This is a genomic window from Dactylosporangium sp. CA-139114, assembly GCF_050955725.1.
Lineage (GTDB): Bacteria > Actinomycetota > Actinomycetes > Mycobacteriales > Micromonosporaceae > Dactylosporangium.
Genome location: NZ_CP192080.1, coordinates 340,468 through 361,382 on the forward strand (window position 1 = coordinate 340,468; position 20,915 = coordinate 361,382).

A 20,915-nucleotide genomic window follows, 5' to 3' on the forward strand; every position below is an offset into this window, starting at 1 on the left:
CAATGACAGTTGCTCGAACGGGCGCAGGCATGCCTGCCACTGCGGGCAGCTGCGGCGGATCTTTGCACGGCTGGCGGGCGTGGCCCGATCTGGCCATCGGGCCGAATGCCGAACGCGCGCAACGGTGGAACCGCCGGGATCCTGTGCTGGCCCGCACCGTCCGAGGGGGGATCAGGGGCCACCTCCACCGCCTACCGTGACGCGCGCGGCAACGGGAAGGTGGTCGCTCCCGGTCCGGGCGAGCGTCCAGACCCCGGTCACCTCCCCGCCGCGCACCATGACCTGATCGATCCGCCCGACGGGCAACGCGGCCGGGAAGCTCCACGCGAAGCCGCCCCGCGCGGTGGCCATGCGGGCCGTGATCGGCCGCAGCCCGCGGTCCTCGACGACGCCGTTGAGATCGCCCATGAGCACCACCGGCCCCCGCTCAGCGGCCAGCCACCGCCCGAGCTGAGCGGCGCTGTCGTCGCGCCATCCGGTGTCCAAGCGCACGGACGGCAGGTGTACCACGTAGACGACCACGCCCCGCACGACCGCCCGCAGCCCGCGCCTCCAGTCGGCGTCCAGCCCGTGCGGCTTGATGTCCACGGGTGCGGCGCTCGAGATGGGGTACCGCGACCACAGCCCGACGGTCCCGAAGACCACGTGATGCGGCAGCGGCACCTCGAGGTCAGCGGTGACCTCCTCGAGCCCGATCAGGTCCGGCCGCACCGCCATGAGCGTCGCGATCGTCCCGGCCGGATCCCGGTTCTCGTCGCTGAAGTTGTGCTGCACGACGACGAGGTCGCCGGGCGCGGCCGAGGCCGGCAGGAGCGATCCGCCGAAGGCCGCGAGCCAGCCCGAGGCGAACACCAGCACGGCCAGGAACGCCGGGACGGACCGCCGCCAGACCGCGACCCCGAACAGCACCGGCACGCCCAGCCCGAGCCACGGCAGCGCGATGGCCGACCACGCCAGCAGAACACCCATGGCACCGGAGACGCGCGACCCACCCCGCCGGTTGTCACGAGCCGACCGTCACGACAAGGCACTGGCGATCGCGGCGGCGGCCGTGGCCACCTCAGCCGGTACCGTCGCCGGATCCAACTCGGCGAGCGCCACCACGCCGACGCTCGCGTCGAGGCCCTCCACGCGTGGGACGGCCGCCGCGACGCCGTGGGCGCCCGGTTGCAGTTCGCCCGTTGTCGTCACGGGGGTGTAGTCGCCGCGGCGGCCCGCCAGGATGGCCTTGCCCGCGGCGCCCTGGTCCAGGGGGTGACGCGACCCGGTGCGATACGCCACGTGGAACTGGGTCCAGCTCGGCTCGACCACGGCCAGCGCGTACGCCTCCCCGCCGTCGGCGATGGTGAGGTGCGCGGTGGCGCCCACGGTCTCGGCGAGGCGGCGCAGGGCGGGCAGGGCCGCGTCCGCGACCAACGGCTGAGCGCGGCGGGCGAGGTGCAGCAGGCCGGCGCCGAGGCGCAGGCGGCCGGAGCGGTCGCGGCGGATCATGCCGTGCTCGATGAGGGTGGCGGCCAGGCGGTACACCACCGCGCGCCCCACGCCCAGGGCCGCCGCGGCCTCGGTCATGGTCAGGCCGGCGGGGGTGTCGGCGACGAGGTGGAGGAGACGCAGTCCCCGATCCAGGGTCTGCGCCGTCTCGGTAGCCACGCGGCTCAGGGTATAAGGCCGACGGCGGACGCAAGGATGATCAGTATCGGCGGTTACCCTTGGACGTGTGACCCTACGCCTGTACGACACCGCCAGCCGATCGGTCCGGGACTTCGTCCCGTTGACGCCCGGGCAGGTCGGTATCTACCTGTGTGGGCTCACGGTGCAGGGTGGGCCGCACATCGGCCACCTGCGCTCCGGCGTGAACTATGACGTCCTGCGTCGATGGTTCCTCGCGTCCGGCTACGACGTGACGTTCATCCGCAACATCACCGACGTCGACGACAAGATCCTGGTCAAGGCGGTCGAGGCGGGCCGGCCCTTCTGGGCCATCGCGTATGCCAACGAGCGCCTCCTGGCCGCGACCTACCAGAGCCTCGGGGTGCTGCCGCCGACCTACGAGCCGCGGGCGACCGGGCACATCCCCGAGATGCACGAGCTGATCAAGCAGCTGATCGCGGACGGGCACGCCTACGAGGCCGTCGACGGCAGCGGCGACGTGTATTTCGACGTCCGCTCGTACCCCGCCTACGGAGCGTTGTCGGGCCAGCGGCCGGACGCGATGGAGGCGGCGCAGGACGGGCCGGTGCGGGCCAAGCGCGACCCGCTCGACTTCGCGCTGTGGAAGGGCATCAAGGCCGACGAGCCAACCGACGCCAACTGGCCGTCGCCGTGGGGGCCCGGGCGGCCCGGGTGGCACATCGAGTGCTCGGCGATGTGCTGGCGATACCTCGGCACCGAGTTCGACATTCACGGCGGCGGGCTCGATCTGCAGTTCCCGCACCACGAGAACGAGATCGCGCAGTCCAAGGCGGCCGGGCACGGCTTCGCGCGCTACTGGGTCCACCACGCGCTGCTGAACCTCGGCAACACCAAGATGGCCAAGTCCGTCGGCAACGTCGTGTCCCTCGAGTCGCTGGTGGATTCGGGTGTACGGCCCGTGGAGGTGCGCTACTACCTCCTCGGCCCGCACTACCGCTCGGTGATCGAATACACGCCGGAGTCCCTCGCCGAGTCGGCGCTGGGCTATCGCCGGCTCGAGAACTTCGTGCTGCGCGCCGCCGAGCAGGTCGGCGAGGGCGAGGTCGGCACCGTGCCGAGCGCGTTCGCCGAGGCGATGGACGACGACCTCAACACCTCGCGGGCGCTCGCGGTCGTGCACGACGCGGTGCGCGACGCCAACGCCGCCCTCAACGCCGCCGATCGGCCCGTGGTCGAACGGGCGCTGCGGGAAGTACGAGCGATGCTTGACGTTCTCGGGGTGGACCCGCTGCACCCGCAGTGGCGCTCGTCCGAGGCGGGCGACCTGACCAAGGTCGTCGACTCGCTCGTCGCGCTCGCCCTGGAGCAGCGAGCCGCGGCCCGTACGCGCAAGGACTGGGCCGCCGCCGACGCGGTCCGCGACCAGCTCAAGACCGCCGGCGTCGTGGTGGAGGACACCGCGGCCGGTCCACGATGGACGTTGGAGCACTGAGAAAACTGATGCCAGGAAACTCCGAACGCCGCGGCAAGCGGGTCGTGTCGAAGAAGGGCGCCGTCAAGGGGTCCGGCGGCAAGAACCGGCAGTCCCTCGCCGGGCGTGGCCGCACTCTGCCCGCGGACGAGCGCCCGTGGCACAAGGGCTACTCCGGCGACGAGCCTTTGCCGCAGAAGACCGCCCGCAAGCAGGAGAACGAGCGCCGGGCGGCCGCGTCCGAGGGGCGCGCGCCCAAGATCGGGCAGCCGGGGACGAAGCGGACGGCCGGCAAGGGTCCGTTCGGCGCCAAACGATCGTCGCCCATCGCGAAGACCAGGGTCTCGCCGGGCCGCAAGTCGGCCACGCCCAAGGACGGGCCGGAGCTGCTCGTCGGGCGCAACCCCGTCGTCGAGGCGCTGCGCACGCACGTGCCGGCCACGGCGCTCTACGTCGCGCTCGGCATCGACATGGACGAGCGCGTCAAGGAGGCCGTGCGCACCGCGGCCGAGCGGGGCATCGCGATCCTCGAGATCACGCGCAACGAGCTCGACCGCATGACCGGTGGGGTGCTGCACCAGGGCCTCGGCCTGCAGGTCCCCCCGTTCGCCTACGAGCCGTTCCCCGACCTGCTGGCCGCGTCGCTGGAGTCCCCCGCGCCGCTGCTCATCGCGCTCGACGGGATCACCGACCCGCGCAACCTCGGCGCGATCATCCGCTCGGCGGCCGCGTTCGGCGCCGACGGCGTCTTCCTCACCGAGCGCCGCTCGGCCGCGATCACCGCGACCGCCTGGCGCACGAGCGCGGGCGCCGCCGCGCGGGTCAAGGTCGCCCAGGTCACGAACCTGACGCGCGCGCTGAAGCAGTGCCAGGAGGAGGGCTTCGTCGTCGCCGGGCTCGACGCCGACGGGGAGGCCACGCTGTACGAGCTGGAGGCCGCGGTCGGCCCGCTGGTCGTCGTCGTGGGCTCCGAGGGCCGCGGCCTGTCGCGACTCGTCGGCCAGACCTGCGACCTGCGGGTCGGCATCCCCATGGTGTCCGACGTCGAGTCGCTGAACGCATCGGTCGCGGCCGCCGTTACGTTGGCCGAAGTCAGCCGTCGTCGCCGAATGTAGATCTTTACCCCCGACCCTAGGATGGGCCGGTGACTCAGCCGCAGCAGGGCTTCGCCATCGGGGTCGACCTCGGCACGTCCAACACCGTCGCGGTGGTTCGCCACCCCGACGGCCGGACGCGGCCCCTGCTCGTCGACGGCGCGCCGATCATGCCCAGCGGCGTGTACGTCGACGAGCACGGCCGCGTTCACGTGGGCCGGGACGCGTACCGGATGGCCAACCTCGACCCGTCGCGCTTCGAGCCCAACCCGAAGCGGCGCATCGACGAGCCGACCGTCCTGCTCGGCGACCGCGAGCTCGCGACCGTCGACCTGCTGGCGGCGATCCTCGCGGCGGTGGCCCGCGCCGCCGTCGAGGCCGTCGGGTTTCTGCCCGCGGCGATCCTGACCTACCCCGCGGCCTGGGGCAACCGCCGCCGCGACACCCTCGCCGAGGCCGCGCGGCGGGCGGGCTGGCCGCCGGTGCGCCTGGTGCCCGAGCCCGTGGCCGCGGCCCGGTACTTCGCCGACGTCCTGCGCCGCCCCGTCGCCGTCGGCTCCTCGCTCGCCGTGTTCGACTTCGGCGGCGGCACGCTCGACATCGCCGTCGTGCGCAACGACAACGGCCGGTTCACGGTCATCGGCTCCGGCGGCCTCGAGGACCTCGGCGGCCTCGACGTCGACGCGGCGATCGTCGAGCACCTCGGCGCCGTGATCAACCAGACCGCGCCGGGCGCGTGGGCCGCGCTGCGCAACCCCCAGTCCACCACCCAGCGCCGCGACCGGCGCCTCTTCTGGGACGACATCCGCGGGGCCAAGGAGATGCTCTCGCGCGCCACGGTGGCGCCGATCGCGATTCCCGGGCAGGACGCCGCGCCGCACCTCACGCGCGAGGAGCTGGAGCGGGTCACGGAGCCGCTCATCCGCCGCGCCGTGTGGGAGACCGGCAAGGTCCTCCACAGCGCCGGCCTGCGCCCCGACCAGATCGCCGGCCTGTTCCTGGTGGGCGGCTCGTCGCGCCTGCCCTTGGCCGCGCGGCTGCTGCACGCCGAGTTGGGAATTGCGCCGACTGTACTGGAGCAGCCCGAACTGCCGGTCGCCGAAGGCGCTTTGGCGGAGTTGGTGCCCGTCACCGGCTACCAGACCGAAAGCATCCCGGTCTCGGCGGTTCCGGTCTCCGCTTCGCGACCGGCACCCCCCTCCGCACCGCCCACGGCGCCGATCTCGCCGGTCGGCCCGCCTACGGCACCCTTCTCGGCGCCGCCGTCCTCCGCACCCCCGGCGCCCTTCTCCGCGCCGCCGTCCGCCGCGCCTGTCGCACCTCCGCGTCGCCGGGGCCGGGCCGGGCTGCTCGTCGGGGCGGCCGCGGCGCTGGTCGTGATCGCGCTGGTGGGGGCCGGGACCTACTGGTTCTTCTTCCGCGACAAGATCACCGCGATCGACTTCAAGACGGTCGCGACCGCCGGCTCGCTGGACCTCGACGCCAAGCTCGACAACCCGGTGACGGCGACGCTGGCCTCCCGCACGTACGCGCTCTACACCGTGGACAAGAACGTGCACCTGGTGGCGTACGACCTCGACGATCGCAAGAAGGCCTGGCAGTACGACCTCGCGGACGACAACTACCGGTGGCAGATCTACCCGAACCCGGACGGCATCGTCCTGATCGGCACCTACGGGACCAACCCGGTGCTCATCATGCTCAACAGCTCGGGCAAGGAGCGGGGCAAGCAGCAGTTCGCCACGAGCGACTCCGTCTACTTCCTCGAATCCGTGTGGATCTGGCACTCCACGAAGGCGAAGAAGACGAACGCGTACGGCTGGGACGGCGCCAACAAGTGGACGATCGACGACAACCCCAAGGGCACCAGCGTGCTCGGGCCGATCGTGGCCGGCGACGAACGCGGCCCGTCCAACCTGGTGGGCGCCCCGACGAACCGCGATCTGCGGTCCCGCACCCAGTTCGTCACCGTCGACGACGACAAGATCAACCTGCGGAACGCGAGCAGCGGCAAGATCGTGCGCTCGTGGAACGACACGGCCGACAGCTCCGCCGGCTACGCCATGTACGACCAGCGGCTCTTCGTGTACGGGACCAGCTCGAAGTACACGATCAAGGCCTATGACCTCACGAAGACGGGGGAGCCCGAGCAGCTCTACACCGCGCCGGACGACAAGCGCCGCATCGTGGACGTGGCGGCGTGCGGCACCGATCGGCTGTGCGTGCTGGACTCGTCGTCGTCGGACGACACCGTGCTGCGGTCGATCTCGATCGCGGACAAGAAGCAGCTGTGGCAGGGCGACGCGAAGGGCACGTCCGGGCTCGTTCCGGTGGGCAAGGAGATCCTGGCCACGACGCCGGGCGGGAGCAGCGAGGCGAGCCGGCTCTTCGGCGAGGACGGTGGGCAGCTGTTGAAGCCTGAGGACCAGGACGGGTACGGCGTCCGGGTCACCAACGGGAGCCTGCTGTTCTTCGCGAAGGCGCCCAGCTCGATCGAGGACAACGTGACCCTGACCGGGGTCACGTCGTCGTCGGGGGAGCGGGTGGCGCTGGGAACGCTGAACAAGGTGGCGTCGGCGAGCTGCTCGTGGAACGCGTCGAAGATCGCCTGTGTGGGCGGGGGGAAGCTGCAGGTCTGGTCGTTCGCCTGAGCTGTTCCCTCTAGTCCGTTGTTCGCTCTTGCGCTTGGGCCTTCTGCTTCTCAGCTCTTGCGCTTCGGCTCTTTGTTCGCTGCTTTGCCGCTCCTGGCGGACCCTTTGTGTTCGCTGCTTTGCCGCTCTTGGCGGACCCTTTGTGTTCGCTGCTTTGCCGCTCTTGGCCGACTTTTTGTTCGCTGCTCTGCCGCTTCTGGCGGACTTTTTCCCCTCGCGTGACCGACGCGAAAGGGCGGCGCTTTCGGCGCCGCCCTTTCGTTGCGTGCTAACTTTCGCCCGATTTTTCCGGACTTAGCGGGATCCTCAGATCCGGCGGCCGGTCGCGGCGTTGAACGCGTGGTGGGTGTTCGCGTGCGGACGGACGTGCACGATCTCGGTCAGGCGCGGCGTGCGGCGCGGGTCGGCGCGGACCACGAAGCGCTCGTCCTGGCCCTCGAGCGCGACGGTGCCGTGCACGTAGGCGTCCGAGCCCAACTCCTCGACCAGGTCGACCGTGATCGGGATGCCACCGTCGTTCGGGCCGACCAGGTCCGTGTCCTCGGGCCGGAACCCGACCGTGACGCGGCCGTTGGAGCCGTCCTGCTGCGCCGCGGCGATCTGCTCGCGGGTCAGCGGGAGGATGACGTCGCCGAAGCGGCCGCCCTGCTCGGTGAGCGGAACGGTCTTGATGTTCATCGCCGGCGAGCCCATGAAGCCCGCGACGAAGACGTTGGCCGGCCGGTCGTACAGCGCGCGCGGCGAGTCGACCTGCTGCAGCACGCCGTCGAGCAGAACGGCCACGCGGTGACCCATGGTCATGGCCTCGACCTGGTCGTGCGTGACGTACACGGTGGTGATGCCGAGCTTGGCCTGCAGCGTGGCGATCTGCGAACGGGTCTGCACACGCAGCTTCGCGTCGAGGTTCGACAGCGGCTCATCCATGAGGAAGACCTGCGGCTCACGCACGATCGCGCGGCCCATCGCGACACGCTGCCGCTGACCACCGGAGAGCGCCTTGGGCTTGCGGCCGAGGTAGTCCTCGAGCTGCAGCATCGCGGCCGCTTCCTTCACACGCCGGTCGATCTCGTGCTTCGGCGTCTTGCGCAGCTTGAGCGCGAACGCCATGTTCTCGTACACCGTCATGTGCGGGTACAGCGCGTAGTTCTGGAACACCATCGCGATGTCGCGCGCCTTGGGCGGCAGGTGCGTGACGTTGCGGTCGTTGATGAGGATGTCACCGGCGTCGACGTCTTCGAGACCGGCGAGCATGCGCAGCGACGTCGACTTGCCACAGCCGGAGGGCCCGACGAGCACGAGGAACTCGCCGTCACCGATCTGGAGGTCGAGCTGGTCAACCGCGGGACGCGGGGTGCCCGGGTAAATCCGGGACGCCTTCGCGTAAGTGACCGTAGCCATGGGGGAGCCACCTTCCACCGGCAGGAACGTGCCGGACGATCCGAGTAGAAGTTCACCGAGCCGGGCGACGATGCCAGACACGGAGTGGGGTTCACCTTAAGCGCTTACGGACCGTATGCCAAGGTCATGCTCCACCTTTGCCCGGCTTCGCCCGCTTCCGGCGCGAGGTATCTGCCGCGCGGGGGCGCATCGAGACCAAGTACGATCGTGGGTCTAGGCCGACGTGGCGCAACTGGCAGCGCACCCGACTTGTAATCGGAAGGTTGGGGGTTCAAGTCCCCCCGTCGGCTCTTAGTTCCGGTCCAGCTCAGAGGCCAAACGGCTCGCGTTGTTCTTCACACACTGAACGAGGCCAGCGGTCAATTTCTCACAACAATCTCACTTGGTGCCTCAAACGGCTTGCTGGCCGAACGCATCCCTGAGGGTCTTGCCGGCGTTCAGGAGTGCTTCGTTCTGCGAGTGAACGTAGGTCCGCATCGTGAAGGCCACGCTGGCGTGACCAAGCCATGCGGAGATCGCGGCGGCCGGTACGCCACGAAGGTGCATCAGGGTTCCGCAGGTGTGGCGTGCGTCGTGCAGCCGGATGACGGGTAGGCCCGCACGTCTGGCCATGATCTGGAACCGGTCGCTGTACCACTGAAGCCGCGCCGGTGGGACGCCCAGCTCGTTGACGACGACCAGGCCGTGGTCTTCGTACGTCGCTCCCGCCGCCAGTCTCTCCTCTGCCTGTCGACGCTCCAACGCCTTCAAGGCGGTCACGAGGTCGTCCGGCACCGGGAGTGTCCGGTTGCTGTCCTCCGACTTCGGGTCCTCGTCCACCGCCATGCCGTCAACGTCTACGCGCGTGTTCTGGATGATGATGGACGGTGTCTGGTGGGGGAGACCTCGTTCCTTTGCCAGCGTGCCCTTCAGGTCGATGTCCGACCACTTGAGGCCAAGCACCTCGCCCCGCCGGAAGCCGTACATCGTAAGCAGCCACGCAGCATAGAGTCGGTCTTCAACAATTGAATTGAGGAAGGCGGCGCATGCCGACCAACCGCCTCATCCTTGTGTCGAAGTCCGGCTTCACGCGGGGTGCGCTGAAGAGGGTCGCGCTAGAAAACGGCAGGGTCAGCGCAATCCAACCCAACCTCGTTATGGTTGATAATGAGCCGGTGGTCAGGAACTTCTCGATGGACGAAGTTGCCTACGACGTCACCGGCTGTCGCATCTTCATCCGGAACCCTGACGGCACGAAGGCGAGCGCGATCGGTGCGCCGAATATCGATACCCGCCAAGACGGCACGTTCGTCGCCAAGCTGAGCGACCTCGTTAACGAGTTGGTGGACTTCGAACCGGTGAAGCTTGCAATTATTAACGATGCCCGCAATCACCCGGAGCGCGACAGCATTAGAGGCTTCTCGTGCGGGGGTCCGATAGCTGAGCTTGAGTGCTACGTGTCTCATGTCCCAACTTCGAGCTTCTGGCACATCGAGGAGATCGTCATATGGGGCGACTTCTCCTTCAGCCAGCGCGAGATCGACATGCCGCTCACGGATTTGGACGGTCGGATCTTCGGATCGGCTGAGATAGAGGTCGGCGGCCATCCTGTGGCCATCGTGGGCATCACCGATGCGGAATCGCAGACCACCACGGTCTCTTGGCACTCACCGAGGGCGCCCATCTTCAGTGCCTCGGCCCAGCCGGCCCTCTTTCCGGAGATCGAAAGATTGCTTCGACTGCCGACCAGCGTCGAGGCTCCGGTAGTCGATGCGTGGTTGGCTGCACAGGAACCGGGTCAGACGGCCTTGAAGGGTCAAGGACCGCCACCGGGAGTTGACGAACAGGACTAATGGGCGACGAGATCCGCACGGTCGAGATCGACGGTGAACCGTGGTTCGTGGCCAAGGACGCGTGCGACGCGCTTGAGCACAGCAACTCGCGCATGGCCGTGAAGGGTCTGCCGGACCGCATGAAGGCGGGGGTAAGAGATGTTTACACCCCCAGCGGTGAGCAGAAGATGCAGGCCATTACCGAGGCGGAGGAGTACCGGCTCATCATGCGCAGCGCTAGGCTTTCCGGAATCAGGTAGCCGAACGGTTGACTTCGTAGTTTTGGTGGCTGATGTGTCGTGACGGCTTGATCAGCAACAATTGCCGACCGTGGCATCTCCAACGCAGTCGTTTCCCGTACCCCCGCAGCCAAAGCGTTCGCCCCACCCGGGTCTCATCGCTGGCCTCATCGGAGGTGGACTCGTCCTGGTCGTGTGCGCCGTGTGCGCGGTTGTCGGCCTGATCTCGAACAACTCGGACAAGCAGAGTCATCAGGCCGGATCGCCAACGCTGGCGGCGACAGCACCCCAGGCTACGGTTGCCGGGGACCACATCTCGACAACGGCGAAGACAGCATCGGCCTCCCCCTCGCCTTCGCCGAAGGTGGTGGCGATGCCGAACGTGGTGGGAAAGAACGCCGCCGTGGCGATGGACGAGCTTGAGCGGCTTGGCTTCACGAAGATCCAGTTGGGGTCTCAGGACCGAGAGGACACGGTGGTGATTCTCGCGGCGAACTGGACTGTGACCAAGCAGTCGACGGCAGCCGGAACGGAAGTGCCGACAGACGTGCTGATCGTGCTGACCTGTACCAAGAAAGCCTGACTGAGCCGAAGACGTTGTACATCCCCGCGCCGGTGGACTGCCCGCCATCGGCTGGACTTCTTGGTGCTTATCAACGACCGCTCGGAGTCAGCCATATGAAGTCGACATCGGCCTTGCAAGGGTCCGCGCAGGCCATGTTGTTGGCGAAGTAGTGGATGTGGTGCGCGTGCGACAGCCGGTGCGTGTCACCGCGACGTAGGGCTGACTTGCCCAACGACACCGCCAACATCCTGATCAGCCACAGTCGGATCATCGTTTGTACCGTGTCCCTTCCGGATCGCCGTGCACGCTCTGCGTGCACGTCCTTCCCCTGCCTGCCCGGTCGGTGTCGGCAGCGCATCAAGACAGGTTTGAGCGTCCTCGTCTCCACCGCATTGTTCAACCCGCTAACTCATTACGCCCCTGATACGGCAAGGCCCGCCACCCAACGAGCTGAGTGACGGGCCTTGTATCCGCAGAACGAAGCTACGCAGTTGCGCCTGCAAGCTGCGGTGACCGAAGCAAGTCGCGCAGGTATCGGTCGGAGATTCCAGCCCGCTTCGCAACCTCGGACTGCTTGAGGTCGGGCTGTGCTCGCTTCACTTCCATGACGAGCGCAAGCGTCTCCTCCTTGGTGCGCTTGGGCGCCTTCGGGGTCACGACCTTCCTGCCGGTCCTCTTACGCGCTGTCTTGTCGGGAGAAGACGCGTCGGCCTCGTCTTCAAGGCGTTCCTTCTCTGCCTGCTCGGTCAACCGCTGCTCTTCCGCGAGACGAACTTCCGCCTCCAGCTCGGCCTGGCGCAGTTCCTCAGCGATGCGTATCTCCTCCGCCACGCGTGCCGCCTCCAGCTCGCGCTTGTAGTGGTTGATCTTCGAGAAGTGGTCGATGAGGAGGTGCACGGCCAGGGCCAGGGCGACGGCGGGGATGGCGCTGAAGCCGATGGCGACGGCGTTGCCGTTCTGGTCGTAGGCGTGCAGACCGTTGGCGAACACGGAGAACGCGGTGCCGCAGACGACCACGAACCAGGGGTACTTCGTGGACCGGTTCATCCGCTTGAAGTCCGCGGCCACCATGGTCGCGATGACCATCAGGCCGTCGATGGCGAGCGGGAAGAGGAACGCCAGTTGTGGTCGCGCGCCGCACAGGATCGCCACGGCACGGATCGCGTCGAAGGACAGGAAGAAGCACGCGAGCGTCACGACGACCGTCGAGATGACGATGACGATGCGCGTCCAGTTCACCTTCTTCACGAGGACACCGCCGCCTCGCGGACAGCGGTCAGGACGCCGATCCAGGCAGCCAGTTGCGGCAAGTCCAAGCTGCCGACGACGGTCAGGGACTCGAAGTCACGCTCGGCGCCGTGGACCTCTATCCGGGCGAACGTCTCGGTGTCCCACGCGCAGTGCGCCTTGAAGGGCCAGCAGACGATGACGCACCGTCCTGGTGCCGTGGGACCGGACATGGCCGGCGTGCCGACGTGGAAGCCGCTGTAGTCAACGGAGGCCGTGCAACGGGAGGGGCAGCACCACTTGGGGTGGGCGAAGGGCGTAGCGTCTTGCATGGGTCTCGTACCGCCTTCTCGGTATGGACCCTGGCGTCGTTCAGGTGGCGAAGGGCTCTCACAACGCTCTCACGTACCGGCCGTCACGGGGTGGCACGAGGTTCCGTCTCGTGTTGCCCCACAGGCCCTCTGAGCAGGGTTTCGATCACCAACCGATACCAAGCAGCACGACACCTTCGCTTCTTGTAATCGGAAGGTTGGGGGTTCAAGTCCCCCCGTCGGCTCTCCCGATCAAGCCCCTGACCTGGCGCTTCTTGGGTAGATCATGATTCTGGGCGGTCTATGGCGTCGTAGTTTGTGCTCATTCCGTGCTCGGATGGACTGGCAATGCGCGGCACATTGCGCCTCTAGCTGGACGCATGTGCGAACGGCGGCACGGTTGCACGTATGGGTGTCGGCGGGATCCGCCTCACTGGCCGGTGGGTGGGGCCGTACCCGGTATGTGGCTATCCAGCCTGCTCGTCTCGGCCAGTGACTCTCTGCGTCCAGGGGCTCACACTCGAACGGGTACGGCGCGTATCCGCAGGTCCACGCGATCTCTCCATCCGGCGGCACGGCCCGGCTCGCGGGCACTGGACGTCCGTGCTGGTTTAGTGCGGGTTGTGCTCAATGGTTGTGCTACGTCCGATCACGCTAGGAACACATCGCGATCCCACGACCGGTCGCGTCGCATGGCGACCACCCGTGCCGGCGCGACCCCGGACAAGACGATCCGCGAGGCGCCCGCCGACCGGCCACGATCGGGTGAGCACACATGCCGAATACAGGGCGTTGGATAATCGAAGGCTATTTGTCTGCGCAAACTTCGGATTATACCGCGATATCTACCTTCGCGGCTGCCCCGGGGTTTCGCCATGCTCGAAACGAACAGAACGGGCTTTAGTTAGAGCGGCAGACACATCCTGCGCGGTCCACTCGGCGTTCCAAAAAGCTCTCTTGAGGATCCAGTTCTCAATAGAGATTCCCTTGTAGGCTTCCGGGTCAACCGTGAAACCCTTCAGCTTTCCCAACCGCACCCCATGCCGATCTTGAAGCACGGCTTCAAGCGGTTCAATCCTCTCGACCGGAATTTTCCGGGCCACGGCGATGAAACATGGTAGCGTTGGAATGTTAGGCATCCCCGGAGCGTACGACGGAGATCGAGGAATGTCTCCTGCGAGCATTCGGAAGCGCCAGCCATCGACACATGCTTCACTTGCTAACTCCAAGGAGAGGCTGACTTCGCGACGTGTTGGGAACTCCCCTTTGATTTCCAAGTGGACCTTTGCTCTGGGTAGTCGGAAGTCCGGCAGGTAGCGGCCAGACGGCAACTCCCACCCCTCATGCTCGTACTCCCAAGGTATACCCATCAGGTCCATAAAGTGGGCCCAGCGAGCTTCCAGGCGGCTGCGGAACCGGCAGCCCGCGTAGTGAGTCTCGATCGCCTTCATCAAGCCGCACTCCAATGCAACGTCGCCAATCCTGCATCCTCGATCATCACGGCGCCTCGAACATCGTGAGCGCACACTCGGTCTGATGATGGCAGACCAGCACACACCAAGCTTTACGTCAATCATCACGTCCGGTAGCCCACGTGGCACGCGACCAACATCGAACTCACATGCCGCGATCCGGGTGCTCGGGTTGTCGCTGTCAGTGTCGAGCCGGCATCAATGGTGCGGAGTTTAGGGACTACGTGAGCGTTCCTAGGTCGAGATGGACGTGAGCTCCGGAGGGCGCTGCCGCCTCGGACAGCGCGAGAAGCCAACGCGCGTAATCGCGAAGGTCGGCAGAGTCCCCGAACGTCTCGACGGCCCATCGCGGATCTGACGGTTACAGCCCATCCCCCGGCAGGCGCAACGACGCCCTCCCGGGAACTGTAGGCGAGGACGGGACAGCACCAGGTTTGTTCAGCGCCACCAAGAGCAGGGTGCCGGCAGCGCTGAGCCAGTCGATCATGGTAGCGGCCAGGGGGCTACGCCGTAGTTGTCGGCGTCGGTGGTGCGCCGCAACGGGGAATGGGTGCCCCAGCACCGCCGCGGCCGCGGCCAGGCCGCCCTCGACGTCGAGAACCTGCATCTACGGAAGAACGGTGCCGCGGACGGGATCCAGATCATGCTTCCATCTGCGCGAGGCGGGTCGGTGATCCGGCATCGTTGATCGGTCTACCGTAACCGCGTGGATGTCTTTGAGTTGCCTCGACCGGAGCACGTGGCACAGCCGGCATGGGATTCCATCGAGCTTGCGCTTAGCAGGCTGCGACGTGCCTGGGAGTTCGACGACCTGCCGGACGTCGTGGGGAAGGCCAAGGAATTGGTGGAAACCGTCGCGAAGGTGACGGTGGAGGCGGCCGAAGGAGCCGTCGCCGACTCCGTTGACTTCCAGCCGATCGTGAAGGCTGCACAGAAGGCACTCGGGCGCCAACCGGGAGCCGACCTCTCCCAAGATCAAAATCTTCGCGCCATGGCACAGGCGGCCCAGACGATCGCAACGAGCCTCGCGCCGATCCGGAACGGGTATGGAACGGGACATGGCCGCGCGCGCGTCCCCGATGTTGTCGTGGAAATGGCAACGCTCTCGCTGGAGTCGGCCCTGATGTGGTCTAGGTGGGCCCTGCGGCGGCTCGGGCACCTGCTCGCCGACTACCCGAACGAACTCATTGCCGCGGTACAGACCGGCACGAGTCGGAGAGTATTGAGGGAGAAGTTCGAGGCGAGTGCGCTGGCCCAGCAGCCAAGCGAAGTGCAGCACCGGATCGGTGTCGTCTTCGGCCAACAGTCGGCCGGAGGATTCGGCAATGCAACAGAGGTGGGCGTAGAGCCCGCGGTCGAGGGCGGATACGACCGATATCCCATCGACTATCGTCGCGGACTCCTGGAGGGAATGCTGTTGACTGGCGGAGGCTCCGTCGGGCTCACTGGCTTCTATGCGCCGTGGTTCGTTTCCCTCCTGTCCTCACTTCCGGAGCGCGAGGCCCAAAGCGAACTCGAAGCCCTTCGCGAGAGCGTGACTGGGGCTCCATGGATTGACACATGGCGCGGAGCTACCAAAGTCGAGCCGGCGGATGTCGTGTCCGCCCTGCGGAGCGAAGGTGAGCGGCTCCCTCCAGGGCTCGCGGAGCCTTTCCAGGCACTGTGTAACGAGCTCCTGCACCCCGAAGAGTCGGCGGATCTTGAGGGCAAGGATTGAACCGTCAGCCCTCACTCGCGAACGCACAGACATGCCGCGATGCGTTCGGTTAAAGATTCAGCGGGAGTTGCTCGTATGCGGGACGTCGTAACGTCGCCGTAGGCATCCGTCTGGACACCGGCCGACCGCCAAAGCTTCGGCGCGAAGGGATGCCGGTACGCCCGGGTGATGCGCGACATCGTGCAGGAATCCGCTGAGCTCGTGTGCTGTGGAAGCGATCGTTCCGCCGTTGGCGCGCCACCGTGTTGCCATCTCGGGAAAGTTCAACGTGTAGGTAGCGCACCACCTGACGTGGTCGTCGGGTTCGCGCGCGAGCTGCTCCAGGACCTCGCGCGGGGTGTCGAGGAGTGCCTGGTGAGTGTCGGCACAGTCCTGCCAGACCGGTCGGTGGCAGGGGTGGTGGGTTGCCTGCGGGCAGGCGGTGGAGTCACACATGTCGGCCAGCGGCTTGACCGCGGGTTGCTGGGCACGCGCAGGCAGAAGCCTTGATGGTGTTTGATCGGGCTGAGCCTGACGGCACGGTCAGCGCAAGGTCGGCGGTAACGGCAGGGGCAGGGCGGCGACCAGGGTGCGGCCGGTCGGGTCGGCAGCGGCGAGGGCCATCGCGGTCAAGGACTCGGCGTGGATGCGGTGCCAGACGGCGGGCGGCAGGTCGGTGACGCCCGCGGTGGGGACGAGGAGGCCCTCGGTGAAGGTCGCCGGGCGGCCGAAGCCGTCGCGGACCGGGACGCCGCCGGGGACGTCGTCGATACTGCCGGTAATGAGGAGCGGCGGGTCCTGGGTGGCGGCGAGGGTGATCACCGGGCCGGGGGCGGTCGTAAGCCGGAGCGGCTCGTTGGTGCCGGTCGGGTCGATGAGCGTGATCGTGCCCGGCTGGGTGCTGACTGCGACGGCGGCGGCGGCAACGGCCAAGGCGCGGATCGGGGCCGGGTCGCTCCAGACGACGATTGGGGTGATGGTGGTCAGGTCCCAGAGCAGGACCCGGCCGTCCCAGCCGGCAGTGAGCAGGCGGTCGTCGGTTAGGAACGCGCAGGCCGTCGCGCCGCCGGGGTGGCCGGGCAGGCCGGTCGCGCGGGTGTCCGGGCCCACGTCCCAGACCAGGACGGCGCCGTCGCGGGCGGCGCTGGCCAGGCGGTAGCCGGTAGGGCTGACGGCCAGGGCCGTCACAGGGGCGTGGTGGCCGTCGAGCGGGGACAGCTCGTCGCCCGCCGCGTCTACCCGGCGGACGGTACCGTCGCGGGCGCCCGCGTAGACGACCGCGCCCTCGGCGCCGACGGCGATCGCGCCCGGCAGGTTGACGGGGAGGCGGATCCGGAGGCCGGGCTCGCCGGTGAGGGCGTCGTGGCGGGTGACTGTGCCGTCGAAGGCCGTCGCGGCGACGGTCCGGCCGTCCGGGGTCAGGGCGCAGCCGCTAAAACGGCTTTGCTGGTCCGTGACGAGGGCCAGCGTCCGGCCGGTGACGGTCTCCCAGGTCCGCAGCGTGTGATCCCAACCGGCGGTGGCGGCGATCCGGCCGTCGGGGCTGACGGCGACGCCGGTGATGTGGCCCGTGTGGCCGGTCAGGGCCATCGGGGTGGGTTCGGAGCCGAGGGCCCAGGCGTGGGCGGTGCCGTCCGACGTGGCGCGGGTGCGGCGGCTGACGAGGGTGAGGGTGTGGCCGTCGACGGCGGCCACGCGGACCGCCTTCACCTGCGTCGCGCCCTCCTCGGCCGCGGTCATGAGGCCGCCAAGGATGGCGCGCAGCAGGTCGCGGCCGAGGTTCGCCGGGATCATCACCTCGCGGTAGCCGTCCCGCCCGGCCTGCGTGGCCAGGACCGGCCAGCCCACCGCGGCGTCAGACGAAGAATCGCTCGTCACGTTCATCTCCCGGCGAGTTGAACACGGCGAGCCCGCCGCGGTCCAGCGGCCAGCCGGACGGAGGGAACTCGCGGTCGAACCGGGCCAGACGCTCGCCGAACGCCGCCATGACCTTGTACCGGACCCGGTCTATCGCGGTCGCCGAGTCGCGCAGGAGCTTGGCCTGGCGCAGCAACCGGACGTCCTCCTTGCTGCGCTGGCCAGCCAGGTCGAGCTTGTCGACGAGGTACGACGGCACCCAGCCCGACAGGTCGATCTCGGCGATCTTGGTGATCGCATTGGCGACCCCGAACAGCGGCAGCACTCTCGCGACCAGGAGCCCCAGGCGGGCGATGCCCCGGGCCAGGACCCAGGCTAGCCGGCCGCGGGCCGCGCGTAGTTGCTTCGCGAGCGCCTCGCTGCCCTTGCCGGCGTAGATCTGGTCGAGCCGATCGGGCAGCAGGCCGGCGAACGGCACGTCCACGTTGACCGGGTCGGCCGCCAGTACCCGCGTCGGCGCGTCGGCGAGGCGCTGCGTAGAGCCAGCGCCGCCGACGACCGAGAGCGGGATGACCCGCATGCCCTCGACGCCGTACGCGCTCCCGGCCCGGAACGTGCGGCCGACGGCGATCGCCCGGACCGGGTCGAGGGCGAACAGCGCCTCGATGATCCGAGCCCGGTCCCACACGCCGCCCGAGGGATGCGGGCGGTTCGCCAGCTCGTCCCACTTGGTGACGACGATCTGCGCCGGGCACTGAACCGGCTCCGCGTAGGCCTCGATCTTGGTGAGGACTCGCTCGAGCCGGCGGGCCGCCACCGCGTCGCCGTCGCCAGCCCGGCGCAGGTCCTCGCCGTCGACGATGATGAGCAACGCGTCCGCTTTTATGATCTTGGCCGATAATTGTTTGCGCAGCTCGTCGATGCCGGGCAGCTCGGTGTTCTGCAGCAGCGCCTCGCCCGAGTAGTCCCAGTAGTCGACGGTCAGGATCGGCTGGTGGACCGTGTGCTCTTCGACCCGGCAGGTGAACTGGTACTGCACCAGGTGCTCGGTCGTGGTCGTAGGGGGCCATTCCGAGCCAGGCCCGCGGATCGTGTCGGCCCAGTTCTCTAGGTGCGTGCGGGGGCCGCCATCGGACAGGGTCAGCGTGTAGGGCCGAGTGGGGTCGGGGCGGCGCAGCTGGTCGTACATCTGGGCCAGGAACGTCGTCTTGCCCGAGCCTGGGCCGCCCAGCGCGACGACGCTGATAGAGGGCAGCGGTCCCAACGTCCGGCCGAAGGATTCGGCGCCGGCGGGGGCGTTCGGGTGGGCTGGATCGTCTGGTGGGCCGCCGCGGCCGGGCTCGACGACGGGCGGGCGCCGCTTCGCCGGGCCGGCCGCCTCCGTGCGGGACACCATCAGGTACTGCGCCCGCCCGAACGGCACATGATCGTCGTCCACGACCGGCCGGAACTGCGCCGCCTGCGCGTCGCGGTGCCGCGCGGCCTCAAGCAGCAGCGCGTCGGCGGCCCGGTCGCGCTCGTGTCGCCGCTCGGCCCGGCCGATCTCGGCGTGCTCCTCGGACTCGTCGACCCAGCTCTGCGCCGCGTCCTCCTCGACCATGGCGCGCGCCCGGTGCTTCTGCGCCCCGAGGCGCGCCTCTTCCCGCGCCAGCTCATCGTACTTCGTCGCCCCCATGGTGAGCTTGAGCAGCGCCGGAATGGTGTCGATGGTGACCAGCAGGATCCGGACGGCCCAGATGGCGACGAACAGCGCTAGATGCTCAAGCGAGATGCTGTTGAGCGCCTCGATCCGCTCGAGCAGCCCGCGGTCACCGCCACGCTCGTGCGCCCTGACCAGATCGTCGATCTTGTCGGTCCGCGCCTTCTCCATCCTCTGCTGCGCCGCCTCGAGCGCCGCGCCGGCGGCGGTCAGCGCTTCGTTCTTCCGCTTGTTTTCCGAGCTGCGGGTGTCGCGGTCGGCGCGGGCGTTGTCGTAGGGCACCTTCAGCGCCTGGCAGACAGGGCCGTTGCCGTGCGGGCTGCCGTTCTTGCCGCTGCACTCGTTGGTGTACCTGAGCTCCGCGTCATCCATGGCAGTCTGGGCCTTCGCCAGCTGCCGGGCGGCGGCGTCGGCGTCATCCTTCGCCCGGCTCTGGGCATCCGCGGCCGGCGTGATCTCGTTCAGCTGAGTGAACGTCGCGCCCTTGCACTTCGGGCTCTCGTCCGCTTCGGCGGGCGGCCGCGGGTTGCATTCGTCGAGCTTCTTACGGTAGTCCGCCTGCTCGCCCGCCCGGAGCTGGACGATCTGGTCGGCGACCTCGGACTTGAAGACGATGAGCAGCACAGGCTCGGCGATGACCAGGGCGAAGACGAAGGCGATAAGGAAGCGCGGGGCGAAGGCGAGGACGCGGACCAGGCCGCGCTTGGGCAGCGGGGTGGCGGCGATCCAGCGGTCCAGGTTGAAGACCACGACGCCCCAGAACAGCGCGGCCGGGAGCAGCAGGTACCAGCGCTGGTTGAACGCGATCGTCAGCGCCATGGTCATCGAGGCGATCGCCATGAGCGCGGTGAACAGGACCGAGCCGCCCAGTCCGGTGTACCGGGCGCGCTCCACCGGGACCCAGGCGAGCAGCACTTCGCTCACGCCGCCGCAGCGGCGCAGGAGGCGGCCGACGTTGAAGCGTCCGGGCAGCGCCTCGGGCTCGGGGCGACCGGCGATCGCCGAGAACCGCACGGTGCGGGCGGTGTCGTCATCAGCGGTGCGCGGCTGCGGGATCGTGGGCGCCTCGGGGGCGGGGGGAAAGGTCACGGCGCGGCCTGGCCTTCGGTGGGCAGAGTCAGGTCAACGAACGCAAGGCGAGCGCGGACGCCGCGGATCGTCGGGGGGCGGATCGCGCAGTACTCGACGATCATGCTTTGTAGCTCGGCGAGGCCGACGCGGTGGTTGCGGTACCCGAAGCGGCGCCCCAACAGCGGCGCGACGTAGCGCTCAAGGTCCGGGAACAGGTTGGTCAGATGGACGCGGGCCGCGTACGCCGGATCGTGGACCCGGCAGGCGAAGCCGAACCGCGCTCGCCGCGGCGCCGACCCCGGCTCACCGAGGTCGAACGACAACTCCAGGGATCGGACGGCGACGTCGACGAAGGACACCGCGTTGGCGTCGGCGTACATCCGGCGGGAGAAGCCGCCGCGGTTCTCGACGTAGAACTCGCCCTGCACAGCCAGAACCCGCACGGTGCCCGAGTCGTGGTCTGGAGCGCCGGCACGGCGGGTCTGCATCCAGGCCTTGGCATCGGCGAAGTCCGCCGGCGTGATCACCCGGCGGACCGGGAAGGAGTCCAGCGTCGTGTCCTTTCTGCTCGGCCCCTGGATCCTATGGACGGCCAGACGTGGAACCACTGGTGCGAACATCCAGCCGGGGACGACGATCGGCCGATCTTCGGAGTCGCGCGCGACCTGCTCGAGCACCGCGCCTGCGTTGTGCTGCAATGACCCTACGGTGGCCCCGGAGC

Annotated in this window: 17 protein-coding genes, 1 tRNA gene and 1 pseudogene; 8 read left to right on the forward strand and 11 right to left on the reverse strand. The window is 68.4% G+C overall.

Features of this window, described 5'->3' with window-relative positions:
* Positions 1 to 171: 171 nt before the first annotated feature.
* Entirely contained in the window at positions 172 to 969 is a 798-nt protein-coding gene (locus tag ACQP2P_RS01590; RefSeq protein ID WP_433612532.1) for an endonuclease/exonuclease/phosphatase family protein, read from the reverse strand.
* A 48-nt stretch (positions 970 to 1,017) separates the two neighbouring features.
* Positions 1,018 to 1,650: an IclR family transcriptional regulator gene (locus ACQP2P_RS01595; protein WP_433612534.1), complete on the reverse strand. Its 633-nt coding sequence runs from the start codon at positions 1,648 to 1,650 to the stop codon at positions 1,018 to 1,020.
* 67 nt (positions 1,651 to 1,717) lie between these two features.
* On the opposite strand from ACQP2P_RS01595, the gene cysS reads away from it, so the two are divergent.
* From cysS to ACQP2P_RS01610, 3 genes are read left to right on the forward strand one after another with little or no spacing between them, the layout of a single operon-like run.
* Positions 1,718 to 3,124, forward strand: a complete 1,407-nt coding sequence (gene cysS / locus ACQP2P_RS01600) for a cysteine--tRNA ligase (RefSeq protein ID WP_433612536.1) — start codon at positions 1,718 to 1,720, stop codon at positions 3,122 to 3,124.
* Between the two features lie 8 nt (positions 3,125 to 3,132).
* Complete coding sequence (rlmB, locus tag ACQP2P_RS01605) at positions 3,133 to 4,218, forward strand: 23S rRNA (guanosine(2251)-2'-O)-methyltransferase RlmB (RefSeq protein WP_433612538.1); 1,086 nt, start codon at positions 3,133 to 3,135, stop codon at positions 4,216 to 4,218.
* 29 nt (positions 4,219 to 4,247) lie between these two features.
* On the forward strand, positions 4,248 to 6,848 hold the full coding sequence (locus ACQP2P_RS01610; RefSeq protein WP_433612540.1) for an Hsp70 family protein: 2,601 nt from the start codon (positions 4,248 to 4,250) through the stop codon (positions 6,846 to 6,848).
* A 306-nt stretch (positions 6,849 to 7,154) separates the two neighbouring features.
* Here ACQP2P_RS01610 and ACQP2P_RS01615 read toward each other — a convergent pair whose 3' ends face one another.
* Positions 7,155 to 8,246, reverse strand: a complete 1,092-nt coding sequence (locus ACQP2P_RS01615) for an ABC transporter ATP-binding protein (protein ID WP_433612542.1) — start codon at positions 8,244 to 8,246, stop codon at positions 7,155 to 7,157.
* A 217-nt stretch (positions 8,247 to 8,463) separates the two neighbouring features.
* Here ACQP2P_RS01615 and ACQP2P_RS01620 point away from each other — a divergent pair.
* Positions 8,464 to 8,536, forward strand: a tRNA-Thr gene (locus ACQP2P_RS01620).
* Between the two features lie 100 nt (positions 8,537 to 8,636).
* Here the strand turns inward: ACQP2P_RS01620 and ACQP2P_RS01625 are convergent.
* On the reverse strand, positions 8,637 to 9,212 hold the full coding sequence (locus tag ACQP2P_RS01625; RefSeq protein WP_433612544.1) for a site-specific integrase: 576 nt from the start codon (positions 9,210 to 9,212) through the stop codon (positions 8,637 to 8,639).
* A gap of 59 nt (positions 9,213 to 9,271) precedes the next feature.
* Between ACQP2P_RS01625 and ACQP2P_RS01630 the strand changes: the two genes are divergently transcribed.
* The 3 genes from ACQP2P_RS01630 to ACQP2P_RS01640 all read left to right on the forward strand — a co-directional run bounded on the left by ACQP2P_RS01630 (position 9,272) and on the right by ACQP2P_RS01640 (position 10,879).
* Positions 9,272 to 10,078 (forward strand): hypothetical protein, encoded by an 807-nt coding sequence (locus tag ACQP2P_RS01630; RefSeq protein WP_433612546.1) that lies wholly within the window; start codon positions 9,272 to 9,274, stop codon positions 10,076 to 10,078.
* Positions 10,078 to 10,317, forward strand: coding sequence for a BRO-N domain-containing protein (locus ACQP2P_RS01635; protein WP_433612548.1), 240 nt, complete (start codon positions 10,078 to 10,080; stop codon positions 10,315 to 10,317). Before ACQP2P_RS01630 ends, ACQP2P_RS01635 begins: the two co-directional genes overlap by 1 nt.
* A gap of 181 nt (positions 10,318 to 10,498) precedes the next feature.
* The gene (locus tag ACQP2P_RS01640) at positions 10,499 to 10,879 is read left to right on the forward strand and encodes a PASTA domain-containing protein (protein WP_433612550.1); all 381 of its coding nucleotides are present in this window, start codon (positions 10,499 to 10,501) and stop codon (positions 10,877 to 10,879) included.
* 465 nt (positions 10,880 to 11,344) lie between these two features.
* Here ACQP2P_RS01640 and ACQP2P_RS01645 read toward each other — a convergent pair whose 3' ends face one another.
* The 4 genes and pseudogenes from ACQP2P_RS01645 to ACQP2P_RS01660 form a co-directional block, all read right to left on the reverse strand.
* A complete protein-coding gene (locus ACQP2P_RS01645) occupies positions 11,345 to 12,109 on the reverse strand; it encodes a DUF2637 domain-containing protein (protein ID WP_433612552.1) in 765 nt (254 codons plus the stop codon).
* Positions 12,106 to 12,321, reverse strand: a complete 216-nt coding sequence (locus tag ACQP2P_RS01650) for a hypothetical protein (RefSeq protein WP_433612554.1) — start codon at positions 12,319 to 12,321, stop codon at positions 12,106 to 12,108. The genes ACQP2P_RS01645 and ACQP2P_RS01650 overlap by 4 nt, the downstream gene beginning before the upstream one ends.
* Positions 12,322 to 13,244: 923 nt before the next feature.
* Positions 13,245 to 13,853 (reverse strand): hypothetical protein, encoded by a 609-nt coding sequence (locus ACQP2P_RS01655; protein WP_433612556.1) that lies wholly within the window; start codon positions 13,851 to 13,853, stop codon positions 13,245 to 13,247.
* 238 nt (positions 13,854 to 14,091) lie between these two features.
* A pseudogene (locus tag ACQP2P_RS01660) lies at positions 14,092 to 14,160 on the reverse strand (hypothetical protein); the annotation flags it as partial.
* A gap of 417 nt (positions 14,161 to 14,577) precedes the next feature.
* On the opposite strand from ACQP2P_RS01660, the gene ACQP2P_RS01665 reads away from it, so the two are divergent.
* Positions 14,578 to 15,588, forward strand: a complete 1,011-nt coding sequence (locus ACQP2P_RS01665; protein ID WP_433612558.1) for an abortive infection family protein — start codon at positions 14,578 to 14,580, stop codon at positions 15,586 to 15,588.
* A gap of 522 nt (positions 15,589 to 16,110) precedes the next feature.
* Here ACQP2P_RS01665 and ACQP2P_RS01670 read toward each other — a convergent pair.
* From ACQP2P_RS01670 to ACQP2P_RS01680, 3 genes are read right to left on the reverse strand one after another with little or no spacing between them, the layout of a single operon-like run.
* Complete coding sequence (locus ACQP2P_RS01670; RefSeq protein WP_433612560.1) at positions 16,111 to 17,445, reverse strand: WD40 repeat domain-containing protein; 1,335 nt, start codon at positions 17,443 to 17,445, stop codon at positions 16,111 to 16,113.
* Positions 17,423 to 20,212, reverse strand: coding sequence for a DUF4407 domain-containing protein (locus ACQP2P_RS01675; protein WP_433612562.1), 2,790 nt, complete (start codon positions 20,210 to 20,212; stop codon positions 17,423 to 17,425). Before ACQP2P_RS01675 ends, ACQP2P_RS01670 begins: the two co-directional genes overlap by 23 nt.
* The gene (locus ACQP2P_RS01680) at positions 20,209 to 20,871 is read right to left on the reverse strand and encodes a hypothetical protein (protein WP_433612564.1); all 663 of its coding nucleotides are present in this window, start codon (positions 20,869 to 20,871) and stop codon (positions 20,209 to 20,211) included. The genes ACQP2P_RS01675 and ACQP2P_RS01680 overlap by 4 nt, the downstream gene beginning before the upstream one ends.
* Positions 20,872 to 20,915: the final 44 nt, after the last annotated feature.